Origin of the sequence: Pseudomonas fluorescens, assembly GCF_900636825.1 — a bacterium.
GTDB lineage: Bacteria > Pseudomonadota > Gammaproteobacteria > Pseudomonadales > Pseudomonadaceae > Aquipseudomonas > Aquipseudomonas fluorescens_BG.
This window is the reverse complement of sequence record NZ_LR134318.1, coordinates 750,569-772,500: the sequence shown is the minus strand read 5'-3', so window position 1 is coordinate 772,500 and position 21,932 is coordinate 750,569. Positions and strand designations below refer to the sequence as shown.

General features: G+C 59.7%; 19 protein-coding genes. 14 read left to right on the top strand and 5 right to left on the bottom strand.

Annotated elements, in window-relative coordinates; translation table 11 throughout:
* Nucleotides 1-2 precede the first annotated feature (2 nt).
* Entirely contained in the window at nucleotides 3-1,352 is a 1,350-nt protein-coding gene (locus EL257_RS03410) for an aspartate aminotransferase family protein (protein ID WP_042609779.1), read from the bottom strand.
* Between the two features lie 138 nt (nucleotides 1,353-1,490).
* Between EL257_RS03410 and EL257_RS03405 the strand changes: the two genes are divergently transcribed.
* The 9 genes from EL257_RS03405 (at nucleotide 1,491) to EL257_RS03360 (ending at nucleotide 12,170) form a co-directional block, all read left to right on the top strand.
* Nucleotides 1,491-2,411 carry a LysR family transcriptional regulator gene (locus EL257_RS03405; RefSeq protein ID WP_126359841.1) on the top strand — a complete coding sequence of 307 codons (921 nt, stop codon included), beginning with the start codon at nucleotides 1,491-1,493 and terminating at the stop codon, nucleotides 2,409-2,411.
* 131 nt (nucleotides 2,412-2,542) lie between these two features.
* Nucleotides 2,543-3,931 carry a uracil-xanthine permease family protein gene (locus EL257_RS03400; protein ID WP_126359839.1) on the top strand — a complete coding sequence of 463 codons (1,389 nt, stop codon included), beginning with the start codon at nucleotides 2,543-2,545 and terminating at the stop codon, nucleotides 3,929-3,931.
* Between the two features lie 88 nt (nucleotides 3,932-4,019).
* On the top strand, nucleotides 4,020-4,670 hold the full coding sequence (locus EL257_RS03395) for a TetR/AcrR family transcriptional regulator (RefSeq protein ID WP_126359836.1): 651 nt from the start codon (nucleotides 4,020-4,022) through the stop codon (nucleotides 4,668-4,670).
* Nucleotides 4,671-4,677: 7 nt separating this feature from the next.
* A complete protein-coding gene (locus tag EL257_RS03390) occupies nucleotides 4,678-5,259 on the top strand; it encodes an IMPACT family protein (RefSeq protein ID WP_126359834.1) in 582 nt (193 codons plus the stop codon).
* A 635-nt stretch (nucleotides 5,260-5,894) separates the two neighbouring features.
* The gene (locus tag EL257_RS03385; RefSeq protein ID WP_126359832.1) at nucleotides 5,895-7,442 is read left to right on the top strand and encodes an ABC transporter ATP-binding protein; all 1,548 of its coding nucleotides are present in this window, start codon (nucleotides 5,895-5,897) and stop codon (nucleotides 7,440-7,442) included.
* 14 nt (nucleotides 7,443-7,456) lie between these two features.
* A complete protein-coding gene (locus tag EL257_RS03380) occupies nucleotides 7,457-8,563 on the top strand; it encodes an ABC transporter permease (RefSeq protein WP_126359830.1) in 1,107 nt (368 codons plus the stop codon).
* On the top strand, nucleotides 8,563-9,489 hold the full coding sequence (locus tag EL257_RS03375; RefSeq protein WP_126359828.1) for an ABC transporter permease: 927 nt from the start codon (nucleotides 8,563-8,565) through the stop codon (nucleotides 9,487-9,489). Before EL257_RS03380 ends, EL257_RS03375 begins: the two co-directional genes overlap by 1 nt.
* Nucleotides 9,490-9,759: 270 nt before the next feature.
* The gene (locus EL257_RS03370; RefSeq protein ID WP_126359826.1) at nucleotides 9,760-10,446 is read left to right on the top strand and encodes an SDR family oxidoreductase; all 687 of its coding nucleotides are present in this window, start codon (nucleotides 9,760-9,762) and stop codon (nucleotides 10,444-10,446) included.
* A 365-nt stretch (nucleotides 10,447-10,811) separates the two neighbouring features.
* Nucleotides 10,812-12,170, top strand: a complete 1,359-nt coding sequence (locus tag EL257_RS03360) for an 8-oxoguanine deaminase (RefSeq protein ID WP_126359824.1) — start codon at nucleotides 10,812-10,814, stop codon at nucleotides 12,168-12,170.
* Between the two features lie 120 nt (nucleotides 12,171-12,290).
* Here EL257_RS03360 and EL257_RS03355 read toward each other — a convergent pair whose 3' ends face one another.
* Nucleotides 12,291-13,382 (bottom strand): calcium:proton antiporter, encoded by a 1,092-nt coding sequence (locus tag EL257_RS03355; RefSeq protein WP_126359822.1) that lies wholly within the window; start codon nucleotides 13,380-13,382, stop codon nucleotides 12,291-12,293.
* A gap of 275 nt (nucleotides 13,383-13,657) precedes the next feature.
* On the opposite strand from EL257_RS03355, the gene EL257_RS03350 reads away from it, so the two are divergent.
* From EL257_RS03350 to EL257_RS03340, 3 genes are all read left to right on the top strand, one after another.
* On the top strand, nucleotides 13,658-14,731 hold the full coding sequence (locus tag EL257_RS03350; protein WP_126359820.1) for a BMP family ABC transporter substrate-binding protein: 1,074 nt from the start codon (nucleotides 13,658-13,660) through the stop codon (nucleotides 14,729-14,731).
* Nucleotides 14,732-14,869: 138 nt separating this feature from the next.
* Nucleotides 14,870-15,835: a 2-oxoglutarate and iron-dependent oxygenase domain-containing protein gene (locus EL257_RS03345; RefSeq protein ID WP_126359818.1), complete on the top strand. Its 966-nt coding sequence runs from the start codon at nucleotides 14,870-14,872 to the stop codon at nucleotides 15,833-15,835.
* An 80-nt stretch (nucleotides 15,836-15,915) separates the two neighbouring features.
* Entirely contained in the window at nucleotides 15,916-16,869 is a 954-nt protein-coding gene (locus tag EL257_RS03340) for an adenosine deaminase (protein WP_126359816.1), read from the top strand.
* Between the two features lie 80 nt (nucleotides 16,870-16,949).
* Here EL257_RS03340 and EL257_RS03335 read toward each other — a convergent pair whose 3' ends face one another.
* The 3 genes from EL257_RS03335 to EL257_RS03325 all read right to left on the bottom strand — a co-directional run bounded on the left by EL257_RS03335 (nucleotide 16,950) and on the right by EL257_RS03325 (nucleotide 20,430).
* Nucleotides 16,950-18,323: an MFS transporter gene (locus tag EL257_RS03335; RefSeq protein ID WP_126359814.1), complete on the bottom strand. Its 1,374-nt coding sequence runs from the start codon at nucleotides 18,321-18,323 to the stop codon at nucleotides 16,950-16,952.
* Nucleotides 18,324-18,449: 126 nt separating this feature from the next.
* On the bottom strand, nucleotides 18,450-19,184 hold the full coding sequence (locus EL257_RS03330) for an ArsR/SmtB family transcription factor (RefSeq protein WP_126359812.1): 735 nt from the start codon (nucleotides 19,182-19,184) through the stop codon (nucleotides 18,450-18,452).
* A 316-nt stretch (nucleotides 19,185-19,500) separates the two neighbouring features.
* Nucleotides 19,501-20,430: a LysR family transcriptional regulator gene (locus tag EL257_RS03325; RefSeq protein ID WP_126359810.1), complete on the bottom strand. Its 930-nt coding sequence runs from the start codon at nucleotides 20,428-20,430 to the stop codon at nucleotides 19,501-19,503.
* Between the two features lie 159 nt (nucleotides 20,431-20,589).
* Between EL257_RS03325 and EL257_RS03320 the strand changes: the two genes are divergently transcribed.
* Both EL257_RS03320 and EL257_RS27660 read left to right on the top strand, forming a co-directional pair.
* Entirely contained in the window at nucleotides 20,590-21,603 is a 1,014-nt protein-coding gene (locus tag EL257_RS03320; RefSeq protein WP_126359807.1) for a zinc-binding alcohol dehydrogenase family protein, read from the top strand.
* Nucleotides 21,604-21,755: 152 nt separating this feature from the next.
* Entirely contained in the window at nucleotides 21,756-21,929 is a 174-nt protein-coding gene (locus tag EL257_RS27660) for a hypothetical protein (RefSeq protein ID WP_172604445.1), read from the top strand.
* Nucleotides 21,930-21,932 lie beyond the last annotated feature (3 nt).

Genomic DNA, 21,932 nt, shown 5'->3' with positions numbered 1-21,932 from the left:
AATCAGTCGAGCTTGTTCAGCACTTCGCCGACCGCGTCGAACAGACGATCGAGGTCTTGCGGCTTGCTGTTGAAGGTTGGGCCGAACTGCAGGGTGTCGCCGCCGAAGCGTACGTAGAACCCGGCTTTCCACAGAGCCATGCCCGCTTCGAACGGACGCACGATGGCGTCGCCGTCACGCCCGGCAATCTGGATCGCGCCGGCCAGCCCGTAGTTGCGGATGTCGATAACGTTCTTCGAGCCTTTCAGGCCATGCAGTGCATTTTCGAAATGTGGCGCGACTTCAGCGACGCTCTGCACCAGGTTTTCCTTTTGCAGCAAATCGAGTGCCGCCAGGCCGGCCGCGCAGGCTACCGGGTGCGCCGAGTAGGTGTAACCGTGGGGGAATTCCACAGCGTACTCCGGCGTTGGCTGGTTCATGAAGGTCTGGTAGATCTCGGAACTGGCGATCACCGCGCCCATCGGAATTGCGCCGTTGGTGACTTGTTTGGCGATACACATCAGATCCGGCGTCACGCCGAAGCTATCGGCGCCGAACATCGAACCGGTACGACCGAAACCGGTGATCACCTCGTCGAACACCAGCAGGATATTGTGCTGATCGCAGATTTCACGCAGACGCTTCAGATAACCCTGCGGCGGAACCAGTACGCCGGCGGATCCGGCCATCGGCTCAACGAAAACCGCAGCGATGTTGGAGGCGTCGTGCAGTTCGATCAGCTTCAACAGTTCATCGGCCAAGGCGATGCCGCCCTGCTCCGGCATGCCCCGGGAGAATGCATTGCTCGCCAACAGCGTATGCGGCAAATGATCGACGTCCATCATCGCCTGACCGAACAGCTTGCGGTTACCGTTGACGCCGCCAAGGCTGGTGCCGGCAATGTTCACGCCGTGGTAGCCACGGGCACGGCCGATCATTTTGGTTTTGGTCGCCTGACCTTTCAGACGCCAGTAGGCACGAACCATTTTCACCGCGGTGTCGGCGCATTCGGAACCCGAGTCGGTGAAGAACACATGATTCAGATTGCCCGGGGTCAGCTCGGTGATCTTTTCCGCCAACTGGAACGACAGCGGATGGCCGTACTGGAAGCCCGGCGAGTAATCGAGCGTGCCCAGCTGTTTCGAAACGGCTTCCTGAATTTCCTTGCGGGTGTGCCCGGCGCCGCAGGTCCACAAACCGGACAGGGAGTCGTAGATCTTGCGGCCCTTGTCGTCGAACAGCCAGCTGCCTTCAGCACCGACGATCAGCCGCGGGTCGCGCTGAAAGTTGCGGTTGGCGGTGTACGGCATCCAGTGCGCGTCCAGCTTCAGTTGGCTGGCCAGTGGCGACGGCGCGTTTTCAGGCATGTTCATCGGGCAAAACCTCGCAGGGCATAAGCGTCGGAGAGATAAAAAGCGTTGTTGCAGCTAAATTGCCACGGCGATAAAGTCGGTGAAATCCAACTCTTCTAACCTTCAGTTAGATCATTGCTAAACAAAGAGAACAAAAAAATGAGCAGCCGCCGTCCCGACCCATTGGCCCAGGTCAGCGATTTTGATATTCGCCTGCTGCGGATTTTTCGCAGCGTGGTGGAGTGCGGCGGTTTTTCAGCGGCGGAAACCGTGCTCGGCATCGGCCGCTCGGCCATCAGTCAGCAGATGAGCGATCTGGAACAGCGTCTCGGCCTGCGCTTGTGCCAGCGTGGCCGAGCTGGTTTTTCCCTGACCGAAGAGGGTCGCGAGGTGTATCAGTCGGCGCTGCAATTGCTGAGTGCCCTGGAAAGTTTTCGCACCGAGGTCAATGGCCTGCACCAGCACTTGCGCGGCGAGTTGATCATCGGCCTGACCGACAACCTCGTCACCCTCCCGCACATGCGCATCACCCACGCCCTCGCGCAATTGAAGGAGCGCGGGCCGGATGTGCAAATCCAGATCCGCATGATCGCGCCCAACGAAGTCGAACAAGGCGTACTCGACGGTCGTTTGCACGTTGGTGTGGTGCCGCAAGCCAGCGCATTATCAGGGCTGGAATATCAGCCGCTGTACAGCGAACGCTCGCTGCTTTACTGCGCGGTGGGCCATCCGCTGTTTTACGTCGATGACAAACAGCTCGACGACGAGCGTTTAAACAGCCAGGACGCGATTGCCCCGACGTTTCGTTTGCCCGCCGAGATTCAGGTGCATTACCAGGCGCTGAATTGCACGGCCAGTGCCTCTGACCGGGAGGGCATGGCGTTTCTGATTTTGACCGGACGCTACATTGGCTACCTGCCGGATCACTACGCCAGCCTATGGGTGCAACAAGGACGACTGCGTGCGCTGAAAGCGAGTACGCGGTTTTACGATTTGAGTCTGGCATCGGTCACGCGCAAGGGTCGGCGCCCTCATTTGGTGCTGGAAAGCTTTTTGGAAAGTCTTGCGGCGACGCGTTAAAGACAAGGTCAAAAGATCGCAGCCTTCGGCAGCTCCTGCATTTACGGGTTATTTGCCGATAAAGCTGAGCAAGTGGACAGGTTTTTGCAAAGAGGGAATGACTTCGTTCCTTTGATAAGAAGCCTTAAGCCATGCAGCCAGAGTCCGATTCGTCCAGTGAACTGATCTACGGCCTTAACGACCGTCCAAAACCATTCGCCGCAACCCTTGCCGCGTTACAACATGTGCTTGCCAGTTTCGTCGGCATCATCACGCCGCCGCTGGTGATCGGCTCGGCACTTGGGCTCGGCGCATATTTACCGTATTTGATCAGCATGGCGCTGATGGTCTCGGGCGTCGGCACGTTTATTCAAGCGCGCCGGCCGTTCGGCATCGGCGCCGGGATGATCTGTCTGCAAGGCACCAGTTTCGCTTTTCTCGGCGCGGTGCTGTCGGCGGGTTTTCTGGTCAAGCAACGCGGTGGCAGCCCGGAAGACATTCTGGCGATGATTTTCGGCGTGTGCTTTTTCGGCGCGATCGTACAAATCGTGCTCAGCCGCTTCATCGGACAATTGCGCCGAGTCGTTACGCCACTGGTGACCGGGATCGTCATCACGCTCATCGGCATCAGTCTGATCAAAGTCGGCATCACCGATCTCGGTGGTGGCTTCAATGCGCCAGACTTCGGTGCACCGGGAAATCTGGCGCTGGGCGTGTTCGTACTGCTGACGATCATTCTGCTCAACCGCTCGAACACGCCGTGGGTGCGTTTATCCGCCATCATCATCGGTCTGGTGCTCGGCAGCCTGGCCGCCTGGTTCAGTGGGAAACTGATACCGCAGCCGCTGCCTGACTTGCCGCTGGTGAGTTTTCCTACACCGTTCAAGTTCGGTTTCAGCTTCGACTGGACGGCTTTCCTGCCGGTCGCGCTGATTTATCTGATCAGTACTATCGAAACCGTCGGCGACCTCACCGCCAATTGCATGCTTGCCCGTCAGCCGATCAGTGGCCCTTTTTATATAAGCCGCCTGCGCGGTGGCGTGCTGGGCGATGGCGTCAGTTGCATGATTGCCGCCACGTTCAGCGCTTTCCCTAACACCACCTTCGCGCAGAACAACGGCGTGATCCAGTTGACCGGCGTCGCCAGCCGCTACGTCGGGCTGTACATCGGTGCGATTCTTTTTTGTCTCGGGCTGTTCCCGATGATTGGCGCGGTGCTGCAACAGATTCCGAAACCGGTGCTGGGCGGTGCGACGCTGGTAATGTTCGGCGCGGTGGCGGCGGCCGGCGTGCGCATTCTTGCGCAGTCGCCGCTGGATCGGCGCAGCATGTTGATCATCGCCACTTCGTTCGGCGTCGGCCTGGGCATAGCCGCGCAACCGAACCTGCTGCACCTGTTACCGAAACTGGTGCAGAACCTGTTCGACTCGGCGATCACCAGCGGCGGTCTGACGGCGATCCTCTTGTGCCTGTTGCTTCCGGAGTCGAAAGCGCAAGTGGCCGAAACGGCTGCCGCGCTGAACAAGATCGAACAGGCGTAACGGTTTTATCGCGCAAAGACTTGTCGGATGCCTGTGGGTGCGCTATCAACGCAACTGGTTGCACCCACAGACAAATCCGGAAGTGCCTATGACCTTTGAAGTCCCCGCCCACGGCGGCAAACCCGCCAGCCGCATTCGGCAGAAGAACGAAGAGACCATTCTCAAAGCCGCCGAAGACGAGTTCGCCCGTCACGGGTTCAAAGGCACCAGCATGAACACCATCGCGCAGAATGCCGGGTTGCCCAAGGCGAACCTGCATTACTACTTCACCAACAAACTCGGTTTGTACGTGGCGGTGCTAAGCAACATCATCGAGCTGTGGGACAGCACCTTCAACAACCTCACTGCCGAGGATGATCCGGCCGAAGCGCTGACCCGTTATATTCGCGCGAAAATGGAATTCTCGCGCCGCCAACCGCAGGCTTCGCGAATCTTCGCGATGGAGGTGATCAGCGGCGGCGAATGCCTGAGCGAATATTTCAATCAGGACTACCGCGCCTGGTTCACTGGCCGCGCGGCCGTGTTTCAAGCGTGGATCGACGCGGGCAAAATGGATCCGGTCGACCCGGTGCACCTGATCTTCCTGTTGTGGGGCAGCACTCAGCACTACGCCGACTTCGCCACGCAAATCTGCCGTGTCACCGGGCGCAGCAAGTTGACCAAGCAGGACATGGAAGACGCAGGCAACAATCTGATCCGCATTATTCTCAAAGGCTGCGGCCTCACTCCTTCTCTATAAGACGTTTATGCCTTTCACCCTCAGCGGTTTTTGCGAGTACCGCGAAGAGATTCGCAAAAGCCGCTTTATCACCATCGCCACGCCGATCGGCAGCCCCGCCGACGCTCAGGCATTCTTCGAACAGCACAGCGATTTAAATGCCACGCACAATTGCTGGGCATGGAAATTCGGTGCGCAATATCGCAGCAATGATGACGGCGAGCCAGGCGGTACGGCCGGGCGGCCAATTCTGGCGGCGATCGAAGCGCAGGACTGCGATCAAGTCGCAGTCTTGGTGATCCGCTGGTACGGCGGCATTCAACTGGGTACTGGCGGCTTGGCCCGGGCCTATGGGGGTGGCGCGAACAAGTGCCTGCAAGCGGCAGCGAAAATCGAATTGATCAGCCGCGTACCGTTGAGTTGTGCGTGCGGGTTTGCCGAGTTGGCGTTGGTGAAGTTGCGGGTGGCGGATATCGGTGGTCTGGTCCTGGAAGAGAGTTTCACCGCCAACGGGGTTGAGTTGAAGTTGGCGGTGGGGGAAGCGCAGATCGATATCTTGCAATCGCAACTTGCTGATTTAAGTCGTGGGCGGATTTTGTTGCAGCGTTAATCCAAGATCAAAAGATCGTCCGATCGCGGCCCGAGCCTTCGGCAGCTCCTGCAGGAGATCGCATTTCAAATGTAGGAGCTGCCGAAGGCTCGGGCCGCGATCGGACGATCTTTGTGGGCATCCCTCGTTTTCCTTATTCCACAGACTTGCCCACACCTGCTGTGCACCCGACTGTGGATAACCTGAGCACATAACGCTGTAACCCTTCTGTCATGCGGCTTTGCGCGATTTGTTCACTTTTCGTTCAATTATTCCGACGAGAAGGAATTTTCTCCATAAAACAATTAGTTAGCGCTGGTTATCACCATTAGAACGAAGCACCTCAGTGCTTATGCCCGCCGTATAGGCTTGCGCACAATAACTGTGGAGCAACCTGTGGATAAGCCGTTCATGACCGCCGCTGTCGCCGGTTCTGCCTAGCCCCTAGGTGATTGTTCGTTTTTTAACCAACCGCTAGCGGGCAAAACTGGAGCCTGCGCAATGGCTTTGCGCTGAATTGGTGCTCGACAGTGAATCAAATCGAGCGTCGATGCGCTGCAATCGACGTTTGCGGACGGGTCTGGCAGGCGTTCCTGACTCAATGGCCAGGAAATTGCTTTATCCACAGGCACAACTCCAAGCAAGTCGAGCCTGTCATGTCCATCGCACCTACCCCGCCACGTCTGCAACTGCGTCAGATCAGCAAACGCTACCCTGGTTGTCTGGCGAACGACGCTATCGATCTGACCATCGCCCGTGGCGAAATCCATGCGCTGCTTGGTGAAAACGGCGCGGGCAAAAGCACCTTGATGAAAATCATCTACGGGGTTACCCAAGCCGATGCGGGCGAGATTCTCTGGCAGGGTAAGCCAGTCAACATCCGCAACCCGGCGCAGGCGCGGCAGCTGGGGATCGGCATGGTGTTCCAGCATTTTTCGCTGTTCGAAACCCTCAGCGTGGCGCAGAACATTGCGTTGGCGATGGGCGCAGCGGCCGGTACGCCGAAGCAACTGGAGCCAACGATTCGCGAAGTATCGCGCCGTTATGGCATGGCGCTGGAGCCGGAGCGACTTGTCCACAGCCTGTCGATCGGCGAGCGGCAGCGGGTGGAAATCATTCGTTGCCTGATGCAGGACATTCGTCTGCTGATTCTCGATGAGCCGACTTCGGTGCTGACACCTCCCGAGGCCGATGAATTGTTCGTCACCCTGCGCCGTCTCGCGGCCGAGGGCTGCAGCATCCTGTTCATCAGTCACAAGCTGGGCGAGGTTCGGGCGCTGTGCCATAGCGCCACGGTGCTGCGCGGTGGCCGGGTCGCCGGGCATTGTGTACCGGCCGACTGCTCGGATCAGCAACTGGCGCAACTGATGGTCGGCGAAGCGGCGGCGTTGGTCGGCGACTATCCGAAGGTCAGTGGTGGTGCGGCGTTTTTGCAAGTGAGCGGTTTGAGTTGGCACAACCCCGACCCGTTTGGCTGCTCGCTGCACGACATCGATGTGCAAGTGCGCAGCGGAGAAATCGTCGGCATCGCCGGGGTCGCGGGCAATGGTCAGGACGAGTTGCTCGCCCTGCTCAGCGGTGAACAGACCTTGGCGCGCTCGCAAGCCGCGACCATTCGCTTCGCGGAACGCAATGTCGCCGACTTACGAGCGGATGCGCGACGCAAACTGGGCCTGGCGTTCGTGCCCGCCGAACGACTCGGCCACGGTGCAGTGCCGGAATTGAGCCTGGCGGACAACGCCTTGCTCAGCGCTTTCCAGCAAGGCCTGGTCAGCCACGGATTGATTCAACGCGGCAAAGTCGAAGCCTTCGCCCAACAGATCATTGAGCGTTTCGGCGTGAAAACTCCGGATGCGCAAACCGCCGCGCGCAGCCTGTCCGGCGGCAATCTGCAAAAATTCATTCTCGGTCGGGAAATCCTCCAGCAACCGAAACTGCTGATCGCTGCGCACCCGACCTGGGGCGTCGACGTTGGCGCTGCCGCGACCATCCACCGCGCGTTGATCGCGTTGCGCGATGCCGGCGCGGCGATTCTGGTGATTTCTGAAGACCTTGATGAGCTGTTCCAGATCAGCGACCGCCTCGGCGCGCTGTGCGGTGGACACTTATCGGCGTTGCAGAACACGCGCGATACGCAACTCAGCGATGTCGGCGGCTGGATGGCCGGTCAGTTCGACAATTCATCTTCAACCGCCACGGTCTGACGGAGTTTCCTTACATGCTGCTTTCCCTTGAACCCCGTGGCCAGCAATCGCGCCTGATGCTGTGGTGCTCGCCGTTACTGGCGGCAGCGCTGACGCTTGGCTGCGGATCCCTGCTGTTCATCGCCCTCGGCCATGATCCGCTGCAAACATTGCACACACTGCTGATCGCGCCAGTCAGCGATCTGTATGGCGTCTCCGAATTGCTGGTGAAAACGCTGCCGATCCTGCTTTGTGCATTGGGGCTAGCGGTGGCGTATCAGGCCAGAATCTGGAACATCGGCGCCGAGGGACAACTACTGCTCGGCGCCCTCGCCGGCAGTGCCCTGGCCGTGAATATCATCGACCTGCAAAGCCGTTGGGCGCTGGTCTTGGTTCTGCTGACCGGCACGCTGGCCGGCGCGGCATGGGCCGGGCTGACGGCGTGGCTGCGTACGCGCTTCAACGCCAACGAAATCCTAACCAGCATCATGCTCAATTACATCGCGTTGAACCTGTTGCTGTTTTGCGTGCACGGGCCGCTGAAGGATCCGGCCGGGTTCAATTTTCCCGAATCGGCGATGTTCGGCGACGCCACTCGTTTGCCGCTGCTGCTGGAGGATGGCCGGGTGCACGCCGGGGTGTATTTCGCTTTGCTCGCATTGGTCGCGGTGTGGGTGTTGTTGCAGAAAAGCTTTGTCGGTTTCCAGATCAAAGTGCTCGGGCTGGACAAGCGCGCGGCGGGGTTTGTCGGTTTTCGCGAGAAGCGGCTGATCTGGCTGGCGCTGTTGATCAGCGGCGGGTTGGCCGGGCTGGCCGGCGTTTGCGAAGTCACCGGGCCGATCGGCCAATTGGTGCCGCAAGTGTCGCCCGGTTATGGCTATGCGGCGATCACCGTGGCGTTTCTCGGGCGCCTCAATCCGATCGGCATTCTGTTCTCCAGTCTGCTGATGGCGCTGCTGTACATCGGCGGCGAGAGCGCGCAAATGTCGCTCAATCTGCCGCAGGCAATCACTCAGCTGTTCCAAGGCATGATGCTGTTTTTCCTGCTCGCCTGTGACGTGCTGATCCTCTATCGGCCGCGCCTGAAACTGCGCTGGGTCAAGCGCACTTCGACCAATGCCGTAACCGCCGGAGCGCTGTGATGGATATCGATCTGTTGAGCAATATTTTCTACGCCATGGTGCGTTGCGGCACACCGCTGTTGCTGGTGGCCCTGGGTGAACTGATCTGCGAGAAGAGCGGCGTGCTCAACCTGGGTCAGGAAGGCATGATGCTGTTCGGTGCGGTGGTCGGTTTTATCGTCGCCCTCAACAGCGGCAACCTGTGGCTTGGCGTGTTGTTGGCGATGTTCGCCGGGATGCTGTTGTCGTCGCTGTTTGCCTTGGTGGCGCTGGTGTTCAATGCCAATCAGGTGGCAACCGGGTTGGCGCTGACGATCTTCGGCGTTGGCCTTTCGACCTTTGTCGGTGCGGCGTGGGTGGGTAAACCACTGGCCGGTTTCGAGCCGCTGGCCATTCCTTACCTGAGCGATATTCCCCTGCTGGGGCGCATGCTGTTCTCTCAGGATCTACTGGTGTATCTGTCGTTCGCGCTGTTTGCGCTGGTGGCGTGGGTGATCAGCAAAAGTCGTCTGGGCTTGATCATCCAGGCAGTTGGCGAGAACCCGGATGCGGCCAGTGCGATGGGCTTGCCAGTGTTGACCGTGCGCACGCTGGCGGTGCTGTTTGGCGGGGCGATGGCCGGTTTGGCCGGGGCGTATCTGTCGCTGGCGTACACGCCGATGTGGGCAGAAAACATGACCGCCGGACGCGGCTGGATCGCCCTGGCGCTGGTGGTGTTCGCCAGTTGGCGGGTCTGGCGGTTGTTGCTCGGCGCCTATCTGTTCGGCCTCGCCAGCATCCTGCATCTGGTGGCGCAGGGATTGGGGCTGGCGATTCCGTCGAGTCTGCTGGCGATGCTGCCTTACGTCGCGACCATTGTGGTGCTGGTGTTGTTGTCGCGCGATGCCGTGCGCACACGGTTGTATGCGCCGGTGTCGTTGGGGCAGCCTTGGCAGGCGGGGCATTAAAGGGTGGCTGGGCGGGCCTCTTCGCGAGCAGGCTCGCTTCCACATTTGACCGAGTTCACTCAGTTCCCCTGTGGGAGCGAGCCTGCTCGCGAAAGTGTCCGCACAGGCAACACCTGAACCAACATCAACCAATCCTGAGAGTTTGAGGAAGCAAGCACGGCAAGGGCTGGGGTATGCTCCGGTCGCTGCCTCTTTGCGCCGGAGTTTGCAACTTCGGCGCGGGCAGGCCGGTCCACTGAATCCTGAATGTTGACTATCAAGGTACCCATCATGTCTCAGGCAAAAAATGCGCTGATCATCGGCGCCTCGCGGGGCCTGGGCCTCGGTCTGGTGAAAACCCTGCTGGCCGATGGCTGGCAAGTCACGGCCACCGTGCGCAATCCGCAAAACGCCGAGGCGCTGCGAGCGCTCGGGCAGGTGCGGATCGAGAAGCTCGACATGGATGATCAGCAAGCAGTGATTGCGCTGAGCCAGCAACTGCGTGACGAAACCTTTGACCTGCTGTTCGTCAACGCCGGGGTCAAAGGCCCGGATGTGCAAACACCGGACGGCGCGACGTTGGCGCAAGTCGGTCAGTTGTTTTTCACCAACGCGGTGGCGCCGATCAATCTGGCGCAACGTTTTGTCGGGCAGATCCGCGATGGCAGCGGCGTGCTGGCATTCATGAGTTCGGTGCTGGGCAGCGTGACCATGCCGGACGCCCCGGAGCTGGCGCTGTACAAAGCGAGCAAGGCCGCGCTCAATTCCATGACCAACAGCTTCGTCACGCAATTGGGCGAGCAGAAACTGACCGTGCTGTCGATGCATCCCGGTTGGGTGAAAACGGACATGGGTGGCGAAGGTGCTGACATCGATGTCGAGACCAGCACCCGTGGGCTGATCGATCAGGTCAATGCGTTCACCGGCAAGGGCGGGCACCACTTCGTCAATTACAAAGGCGAAACGATTCCCTGGTAAGCAGTGAAATCAAAATCCCCTGAATACCTGAATACCTGCATGACTGCATGACTGCATGACTGCATGACTGGCTAATTGTAGGAGCTGCCGAAGGCTGCGATCTTTTGATTGTAAAAAACAAGATCAAAAGATCGCAGCCTTCGGCAGCTCCTACAGGGTTGCGTATTTTGTTGGAATGGGCGTTGTCGGATCACATCGCCATTGGTTTGTGTATTTTGGTTTTGTGGTGAATGGTCGGGTTGGGCTTGCCCGATTTAAGGTTTTGTTTGAAACTGCGCACCTCGTCCGTGCGGCGAACCTGGATCAGCAGACAGGGCAACACTGAGCTGGCAACCCTGAACCCATTTTCAGAGGAGCCGGCCACAATGCCTGCGACCCGTACCTGGTTAAAAAACCCCCTCGCCATTTTCACCTCCAACGAGCTCGATGCCCGTGGCGGCCTGGTGCTGCAAGACGGCGTCATCGTCGAAGTGCTCGCGGCCGGCCAACAGCCGTCGGCGCCGTGCAATGAAGTGTTCGATGCCCGCGAGCATGTAATCCTGCCGGGCCTGATCAACACGCACCATCACTTCTATCAAACCCTGACCCGCGCCTGGGCGCCGGTGGTCAATCAGCCGTTGTTTCCGTGGCTGAAAACGCTGTATCCGGTGTGGGCACGCCTGACTCCGGAAAAACTCGCCCTCGCGACCAAAGTGGCGCTGGCTGAGTTGCTGCTCTCGGGTTGCACCACTGCTGCTGACCATCACTATCTGTTCCCGGATGGTCTGGAAAACGCCATCGACGTGCAAGTCGAAACAGTGCGTGAACTGGGCATGCGCGCCATGCTCACCCGCGGTTCGATGAGCCTCGGCGAGAAGGACGGCGGCCTGCCTCCGCAGCAAACGGTGCAGGAAGGCGAGGTGATTCTCGACGACAGCCAGCGGCTGATTCACGAGTACCACGAGCGAGGCGATGGCGCGCAGATTCAGATCGCGCTGGCGCCGTGCTCGCCGTTCTCGGTGACCCCGGAAATCATGTCGGCCAGTGCCGACCTGGCGAACAAGCTCGATGTGCGCCTGCACACCCACCTCGCTGAAACCCTCGACGAAGAAGACTTCTGCCTGCAGCGTTTCGGCCTGCGCACCGTCGATTATCTCGACAGCGTCGGCTGGCTTGGCCCGCGCACCTGGCTGGCCCACGGCATCCATTTCAACCCCGACGAAATCGCCCGCCTCGGCCAGGCCGGCACCGGCATTTGCCACTGCCCGAGTTCGAACATGCGCCTGGCGTCCGGCATTTGCCCGAGTATCGACTTGACCGACGCCGGTGCGTTGTTTGGTCTGGGTGTGGATGGTTCGGCGTCCAACGATGCCTCGAACATGATTTTGGAAGCGCGTCAGGCGCTGTACATCCAGCGCTTGCGCTACGGCGCCGAAAAGATCACCCCGGAGCGGGTGCTCGGTTGGGCGACCAAAGGTTCGGCGAGCCTGTTGGGGCGTACGGACATCGGTGAGTTGGCGGTCGGCAAGCAGGCGGATCTGGCGTTGTTCAAGCTCGACGAGCTGCGGTTTTCCGGTAGCCACGATCCGATTTCGGCATTGCTGCTGTGCGGCGCGGATCGTGCGGATCGGGTGATGATTGGCGGCAAGTGGCGCGTGATTGATGGTCAGGTCGAAGGACTGGATCTGAAAGGCCTGATTGCCAATCACAGCCAGGCCGCTCGCCAGCTGATCGCCGGGACCTGATCCGATCATTAATCCCTGTGGGAGCGGGCTTGCCCGCGATGGGGGTGTGTCAGGCACATATATGGTTTCTGACACACCGCAATCGCGGGCAAGCCCGCCCCCAAAGGTTTTTCAGCGTCCCTATAGGCCCAGCAGGGACAGCATGATAAAGGTCGCAAACAGCACGAAGTGCGTCATGCCTTCGATGGCATTGGTCTCGCCGTCATTGAGGTTGATTGCGCTGACGATCAGGGTGATAAAGATCATCACCGTTTGCACCGGGGTCATCGCCATCTGAAACGGCTGGCCGGTGTACAGCGCCATCGCTTCCATCACCGGCACGGTCAGGATCACCGTCGACAGCGATGCGCCCATCGCAATGTTCACCACCGATTGCATCCGATTGGCCAACGCCGCACGCAACGCGGTCAAAATCTCCGGCGCTGCGGAAATCGCCGCCACCAGAATCGCCGTGATCACCGGCGGAGCACCGGTACCTTCCAGGCCCAGATCAAGGGTCTTGGACATCACCTCGGCCAGCGCGCCGATCACCACCACACCAAACACCAGCGTGCCGATCGACAGCGCCAGACTGACCGGTTTCGGTTCCTGTTCGATCGGCTCTTTCTTGCGGCGTTTGTCCGGGTAGCTGTAGCTGAAGAAGTAGCTGTGCGGGCCGACCTGCATGCGCAGGAACAGGGCGTAAAGCACCACCATCGCGCCAATCGTAAACGCTGAATAAAGCTTCCAGTTGGCCTCGGGAATGAATTCCGGCACGACCATCGACACACCCATCGCGGTGAGAATCATCACGCTGTAACTGCGCGCCGAATCGTCGTTGTAAGACTGCTCGCCGTGCTTGATCCCGCCCATCAGCGCGGCGAGGCCGAGGATGCCGTTGATGTCGAGCATCACCGCCGAATAGATGGTGTCGCGCACCAGCGTGGACGAGGCTTCGTTGCTCATCATGATCGCGAGGATCACCACTTCAACGAGTACCGCGGCGAGGGTCAGGATCATCGTGCCGTAGGGGTCGCCGACCTTTTCCGCGAGCAATTCGGCGTGATGGGCAACGCGCATCGAGGCGGCAACGATGAAGGCGATCAGCAGCAGACCGCCGATCAGCGCGACGATCTGGCCGCTGTGCAGCAGCCAGTGTTCCAGTGGATAAGCGATGCAAGCGGCAATGACTGCCAGCAGCAGAAAGCTTTCTTGCTTGAGGATTGAGAGCATGACGGGCCTTTTGCCGAAAAGAACTGATGAGCTACTGACTGCGGAGCGGCGCTAACGTTTCGTTACACATTAGCGCACCAAGCGATAGCGTGAATCCGTTGAGTTGCACTGCGTTGGTACTGGCGCTGAAAAAGATCGCAGCCTTCGGCAGCTCCTACAGGTTGTGCATTCCCATGTAGGAGCTGCCGAAGGCTGCGATCTTTGTTGTTTGTTGTCCTGTTGGTCAGCAATTTGCATTGGCCCTGACCACACACAACAAAATGGAGTTCGAGTTCATGCCAACACGTCCGCTGCACAAACTGCTGTGCGCCGCCCTCGGTCTGGGAATCAGCCTGAGCGCCAGCGCTGCCGATCCGCTGAAGGTCGGATTCGTCTACATCGGCCCGATCGGTGACCATGGCTGGACGTATCAGCATGAACAGGGGCGCAAGGCTCTCGCGGATAAATTCGGCAATCAGATCACCACCAACTACGTCGAAAACGTCGCCGAAGGCGCCGACGCCGAGCGGGTGATCCGCAACATGGCCAAGGACAAGTACGACCTGATTTTCACCACTTCATTCGGCTACATGAACCCAACACTGAAAGTCGCTAAACAATTTCCCAAAGTGACCTTCGAACACGCCACCGGTTACAAGCAGGACAAGAACCTCGGCACCTACCTCGCGCGCACTTATGAGGGTCGCTACGTCGGCGGTTTCCTCGCCGCGAAAATGACCAAGACCAAAAAGATCGGTTACGTCGCTTCGTTTCCGATCCCCGAAGTGATCCGCGACATCAACTCGATTCAATTGGCGCTTAACAAGTACAACCCCGGCACCGAGATCAAAGTGGTGTGGGTCAACTCCTGGTTCGATCCGGGCAAGGAAGCCGATGCCGCCAACGCGCTGATCGATCAGGGCGTCGACGTGGTGTTCCAGCACACCGACAGTCCGGGGCCGATTCAGGCGGCCGAGCGTCGTGGCGTGTATGCGGTGGGGTATGCCTCGGACATGGCGCACTTCGGGCCGAAAGCGGTGTTGACCTCGATCGTCAACGACTGGGCGCCGCACTACATTCAGGCCACGCAAAGCGTGATCGATCACACGTGGAAGTCCCAGGATTACTGGGGCGGGCTGAAGGAAGGCACGGTGCAATTGCCGATCAGCGATCTGGTGCCGGCACCCGTGAAAGCCGAGGCGGAACAAATCATTGCCGACATCAAGAGCGGTGCGCTGCAACCGTTCACCGGGCCGATCAAGGATCAGGCCGGTGTTGAAAAAATTCCGGCAGGCGTGAGCGCGACCAATGCCGAGCTGGCGTCGATGAATTATTACGTGGAAGGCATGAAGGCCGAAATGCCGAAGTAACCCTGTCATACCACCATCCCTTGTAGGAGTGAGCCTGCTCGCGATGCGGTGGGTCATTCAGCGAGTGTCGCCTGATACACCGCTATCGCGAGCAGGCTCACTCCTACATTTGATCTTCAGCGTATTCAAGGATTGTGTATGAATCAGCTTCCCATCATCGACATCAGCCCGCTCTACGCCGACGAAGAACATGCCTGGCCCGCCGTGGCCGGACAAATCGATCAGGCCTGCCGCGAATGGGGCTTCTTCTACATCAAGGGCCATCCGATTACGGCGCAACGCATCGACGCGCTGCTCGATCATGCCCAGCGTTTCTTCGCGCTGCCAGCGGCAGAAAAACTCGAGATCGACATCACCCAGACCCGCCACCACCGCGGCTACGGTGCGATCGCCACCGAACAGCTCGACCCGCACAAGCCAAGCGATCTGAAAGAAACCTTCGACATGGGCCTGCACTTGCCGGCCGATCATCCCGACGTGTTGGCGAACAAGCCGCTGCGCGGGCCGAACCGACATCCGACGCAAGCGGGATGGGCGCAGTTGATGGAGCAGCATTACCTCGACATGCAGGCGCTGGCGCAAACCCTGCTGCGGGCAATGACCATCGCGCTGGGCATCGACCGCGATTTCTTCGACTCCCGTTTTGTCGACCCGGTCAGCGTACTGCGCATGATCCACTACCCGCCCCGTCACACTGCCAGCTCCGCCGAACAGCAAGGCGCCGGCGCGCACACCGATTACGGCTGCATCACCCTGTTGTATCAGGACAGCGCCGGTGGTTTGCAGGTGAAGAATGTAAAAGGACAATGGATCGATGCGCCGCCGATTGATGGCACGTTCGTGGTCAATCTCGGCGACATGATGGCGCGCTGGAGCAACGACCGTTATCGCTCGACGCCGCACCGGGTGATCAGCCCGCTCGGGGTGGATCGCTATTCGATGCCGTTCTTCGCTGAGCCGCACCCGGACACGCGCATCGAATGCCTGCCCGGTTGTCAGGACGCACAGCATCCAGCGAAATATCCGACGACCACTTGCGCCGAATTCCTGCTGTCGCGCTTCGCCGACACCTACGCCTATCGCCGTGAACAAGAGGCGGTTTGATCGATTACCTGGTCAGGTTTTGCCAATTGTTGCGGCCAGCCTCTGTAGAATGCCGGCATTGCACCTGATGAGAAAAGACTATGTACGACTGGCTCAACGCCTTGCCCAAAGCCGAACTGCACCTGCATCTGGAAGGCTCGCTGGAGCCTGAACTGCTGTTCGCGCTGGCCGAACGCAACAAGATCGTTCTGCCGTGGAACGATGTGGAAACACTGCGCAAGGCTTACGCCTTCAACAATCTGCAGGAATTTCTCGACCTGTATTACCAGGGCGCCGATGTGCTGCGCACCTCGCAGGATTTCTACGACCTGACCTGGGCCTACCTGCTGCGCTGCAAAGCACAGAACGTGATTCACACCGAACCGTTCTTCGACCCGCAGACCCACACCGACCGAGGCATCCCGTTCGAAGTGGTGCTCAACGGCATCGCCGCGGCATTGAAGGATGGCGAGACGCAGTTGGGCATCACGAGTGGTTTGATCCTGAGTTTTCTGCGTCATTTGAGCGAAGAGGAAGCCGAGAAAACCCTCGATCAGGCGCTGCCGTTCCGCGATGCGTTTGTCGCCGTTGGCCTCGACAGTTCCGAGATGGGCCATCCGCCAAGCAAGTTTCAGCGCGTGTTTGACCGTGCTCGCGACGAAGGCTTCCTCACCGTGGCCCACGCTGGCGAAGAAGGCCCGCCGGAGTACATTTGGGAAGCCATTGACCTGCTGAAGATTCAGCGCATCGACCATGGCGTGCGCGCCATCGAAGACGAGCGTCTGATGCAGCGGATCATCGACGAACAGATCCCGCTGACCGTGTGCCCGCTGTCGAACACCAAGCTCTGCGTGTTCGATCACATGTCGCAGCACAACATTCTCGACATGCTCGAGCGCGGCGTGAAGGTCACGGTGAACTCCGATGACCCGGCGTACTTTGGTGGTTATGTGACCGAGAACTTCCATGCACTGCATGAACACTTGGGCATGACTCAGGATCAGGCCAAGCGCCTGGCGCAAAACAGCCTTGATGCACGCTTGGTAAAACCGTAAAAGCAAAAGATCGCAGCGTTCCGCAGCTCCTACAGAATTTAATGAATTTCCTGTAGGAGCTGCGCAACGCTGCGATCTTTTCAGCTAGCCTCAGTCAATTCCTCGAGGGTTTTGCCCCGCGTTTCCATCCCGAACAGCCACACCACCCCCGCCGCTATCGCAAAGCATGCCGCGCCCAGCGCGAACACTCCGCCCTGCCCGGTTATCGGGAACACCAGCCCGGTCACCAATGGCCCGAGCAATGAACCGACGCGGCCAATCGCCGAGGCAAAGCCCGAGCCCGTTGCCCGTGCCGATGTCGGATACAGCTCTGGCGTGTAGGTATAAAGCACCGCCCACATGCCGAACAGGAAGAACTGCATCAACAGTCCCGTGCTGATCAGCAATGCGACATTGCCGCCGAACACCGCGCTCTGCCCATAAAGAAACGCCATCACCCCGCCGCCCAGCAACGTGACGATGCACACCGGCTTACGCCCCCAGCGCTCGACCAGCCACGCGGCCATCAAAAAGCCGGGAATGCCACCGAGGGAAATCAGCACCGTGTAATACACCGACTGCGTCACGGCGAAACCCGACTGCTGCAATAGCGCACTCAGCCATGAGGTCAGCCCGTAGAAGCCGAGCAGCGCGAAGAACCACAGACTCCAGATCATCGTTGTGCGCTGGCGATATTGCGGCGACCAGATCTGCTTTAGCGCCGAAAAGAAGTTGCCCGGTGGCGTGACCGTGCGCGGCAAGCGAATCGGTTCCGGCAGCGCCACGCCGCCCAGCGAGGCGCGCACTCGTGCTTCGATTCCATTGAGCACGGCGTCTGCAGCGTCATCGCGCCCGGCCTGTTCGAGCCAGCGCGGTGACTCGGGTATGAAAAAACGGATCGCCAGCACAAACACCGCCGGCACTCCGAGAACCAGGAAGATGTCGCGCCAGCCAATCAGCGGCAGGAGGAAATACGACAGTACGCCTGCGGCGACAAACCCCAACGGCCAGAAACCGTCCATCAAGGCAATGTAGCGCCCGCGCCGTTGCGCCGGAATCAGCTCCGAAAGCATCGACTGCGCAATCGGAAACTCCATGCCCATGCCGATCCCGAGCAGAATCCGGAACAGCGTCAGCGTCTCCACCGTCTGCGCCGTTGAACACAGGTAACTGGCCAAGCCCCACAGCACGATGCTCCACTGAAACACCGGTTTACGTCCAAAGCGATCGGCGAGCATCCCCGACAGCGATGCGCCCAAAACCATGCCGAAAAAACTCGAACTGGCCAGCAGCCCGGCCTGGGCGCTGCTCAAGCCGAATTCGGCTTTGATCGAGCCCAGCAGGAACGTCATCATCGCCAGATCCATCGAGTCGAAGAAAAACGCCAGGGCAATGATGATGAAAATTACCCGGTGATAACCGCTGCCGGGCAGCCGCTCCAGCCTTTCTGCCGCGCTAAACCGTTGAGTGTCCATGTCACGTTCCCCCATCCGAAAAAATCCCCGGATCGAGTGTGCGCGATGGTCATTTGAACGCCGTACCGGATGCGACCTGCTCGCAGTCGTGGACGACGTCGATCATCGAGCGTGAACCTCGACGCCTCACAATGCCATTTCGAGCTCGGTTTCTTTGGCAAAACGATGGATTTCGCGCTGCCCCGTGGCCGTCAGTTGCAGTGCACGCGAATCATTGGGCAGGGACAGCCAGCCGGACTGCATGAACAGTTGCAGCAGCGCCGCGCCGAGCGATCCGCCCATGTGCGGGCGTCTTTCGCTCCAGTCCGGACAGGCGCACGCAACTTGCACGTTGCGATGGGCCAGGGCCTGGATAAACACGCCGCGCTTGGCCAGTTGCGTGGAGCCTTTGTGAGTCACCACCACCCGTTGTTCGAGCTGCTCGATCCAGCCGGAATCAAGCAGGCGCTGATACAGGTCGGCGGCCAGTGTGCCGCCCAAATGATCATCACAGAAACGCGCACGCAACAACGACGACGGCGCGGCTGTGGCCTTGGTCATCGGCGTGGTGCGCTTGAGGGCCGCGGGAATTTCCCGGGGGGCGCTGGCGATGGTGGCACTGGCCAGCGCCTCGATCGCGGCGCCGACCTCGGGAGCGGCGAGGCGAAAGAAGCGTTTGCGACCGCGAATTTCGATCCTCAACAGACCGCCAGCGGACAATCGTCCCAGATGCGCGCTGGCCGACGATGGCGAGAGCCCTGCCAGCAGCGCCAGCTCCTCGGTTTGCCGGGCCGAGCCATCCATCAACGCCCACATCATCGCGCTGCGCTTGGGGTCGGCCAGCAACGTGGCGATCTGGCTGATGCAAGGTGCATGTTCCATGTGTTCACTCCCTGTTGAATCGTATCGTCTACTGCTCGGAGACATCTTGGCCGGTAATCGGTCATCGGCCAAGACGTGAAAATCGCCATGAACCGGGGCAAGGCAGGCCACTGACGCAGCCTGCTCCGGCACAGAACCCGCAGCAGAGGCGCGACCGTCACTGAAGTCCAGGCGACGCGGTGCGAAAGTCTCCGGGCCGTGGGTCGGTGCTGGCATCAGGCGGGCGCTAGTATAAGCGGGTTCTGCGCCGCGTCCCGCGCCGAGCCCTGCGCAGGTGGTGATTGTTCCTGACAGAAATTTCTCTATTTAGCTGCGACTAATGATCAACTTTCAGAAAACCGGGAAATTGACTACTCACTTCGGCGCATCGGCTGGCGAGCATTTCCCTTAACAGGTTCACTGGCTTACTCAATTGTGCGCGATGGGCGCACAACAAATTCAGCGGAGCGCGCTCGCAGAGCAGCTCAGGCAACAGAACCTGAAGGCGCCCGGCGAGAACATCGGCGGCCACATCAAGCCAGGACTTATAGGCAATCCCCGCGCCCGCCACTGCCCACAGGCGCACGACATCGGCGTCGTCACTGAAACGGTCGCCACTGACCGTCAGACCGATCTCCCGTTTGCCATCATGAAACCGCCAGTGGTCATGCACTCGACTGCCGAGCATGTATAAAAGGCAGTTGTGCTGCGCCAGTTGTTCGAGATGACGCGGTGCGCCATGTCGCGCGATGTACGCCGGCGATGCGCAGAGAACCCGGCGATTGTCCGGCGCAACAGGCAAGGCCACCAGGCTTGAATCCTCCGGCTCGCCGTAACGCAAGGCGATGTCCACCGGTTGGCGGAACAGGTCGGCGATGCGATCGCCCAGTAGCAAGCGCACGGTCAGCCCGGGATGCTCGCGCTGAAACTCATTGAGCCAGGGCAGCAACAGATTGCGCCCGAAATCCGAAGGCGCCGACAACTGCAGAATGCCACTGACCTGATCCTGCCCACTGGCCAGCAAGCGCCGCCCTTCATCGAGACTGCTAAGCGCCGCGCGCGCATATTGCAGAAACCCTTCACCCTCGGCGGTCAGGCGCAGGCTGCGCGTCGAACGAGCGAGCAAGCGCGCACCGAGTTGTTGTTCGATGCGCTTCAATGCCGCACTGGCTACGGCTGCGGACATATCCATAACCCGTGCGGCCGCTGACAGACTGCCCAGATCCGCCGCACGGACAAACAACTGCAAGTCATCGAAACGCAGCATTCCAGCCTCGATTATCAAAAAAATATTGAAAGAGCCTGCTGTTTTAGCCGGTTTTATCTTGCACAGAAATAGCCAATCATTCGATCCAGCGAATTTAGCCGCTCATTCGGCCTCGGCGCGCTTGCCTGGCCCTTCCTCTATCAACGCTACGGAGCCTTCATGAAAGCCATCGCCTATTACGCATCCCTGCCGATCAGCGACACGAAATCCTTGCAAGACATCGAACTGCCGGAGCCCGTCGCCGGCCCGCGCGATTTGCTGGTGGAAGTCAAAGCCATTTCGGTCAACCCGGTCGATACGAAGGTGCGGCAGAACGTGGCGCCGGAAAACGGCGCGGCGAAAGTGCTGGGCTGGGACGTGGCCGGCGTGGTCAAGGCAGTCGGTAGCGAAGTGACCTTGTTCAAGGCCGGCGATAAAGTCTTTTATGCCGGCTCCATCGCCCGCGCCGGTGGCAACAGCGAACTGCATGTGGTCGATGAACGGATCGTTGGGCACATGCCGAAATCGCTTGGTTTCGCCGAAGCCGCTGCGCTGCCGCTGACTGCGATCACCGCGTGGGAACTGCTGTTCGAGCGCCTGCAAATCCGCGAAGGCAACACCGACGAAGGCCAAAGCCTGCTGATCGTCGGCGCGGCCGGTGGGGTGGGTTCGATCCTCACGCAACTGGCCAAACAACTTACCGGGCTTAAAGTCATTGGCACGGCTTCACGTGAGCAGACGCGCGCCTGGGTCCAAGCATCAGGCGCCGATCTGGTGATCGATCATAGCCAGCCTCTCAGTGCCGAGCTGAAGAAAGCCGGGCTAGCCAGCGTTACCCACGTCGCCAGTCTGACCCAGACTGATCAGCATCTGGATGAGCTCGTTGAAGCACTGGCGCCGCAAGGCAAACTGGCGCTGATCGACGATCCGAAATCCCTCGACGTGAGCAAGCTCAAGCGCAAGAGCCTGTCGCTGCATTGGGAGTTCATGTACACCCGCTCGCTGTTTGAAACAGCGGACATGATCGAGCAGCACAACCTGCTCAACCGCGTGGCCGAGCTTATCGATGCCGGGACGCTGAAGACCACCGTAGGCGAACACTTCGGCACCATCAATGCCGCCAACCTGCGCCGCGCACATGAGCTGCTTGAAAGTGGCAAAGCCAAGGGGAAAATTGTTTTAGAAGGTTTCTAAGAACCAAGCATCGCAGCCTTCGCCAGCGCCTGCGGGGGCTGCGAAGGCTTTTTGCCGTCAGTCCGACAGTTGACCGTCGTCATAATTACGATCGTATTCAGGACTACAATCGAAGCCTCTGCGATGCATCTTTTACGCAAGGGAGGTCAGCAATGAAGATCCTGATAAAAGAAGTGGCGAAGTCTCAATGGCAGGTTCGACTGGACCAACACGCCGTGACATTCCGCAGTGAAGCCGAAGCTCTGGCGTTCACCCGCACCCTCGAAGCGCGGCTCTGCGCGCCCCATCAAATCCCCGACCACAGCCGACAGCGCGCTGCCGGCTGAAGC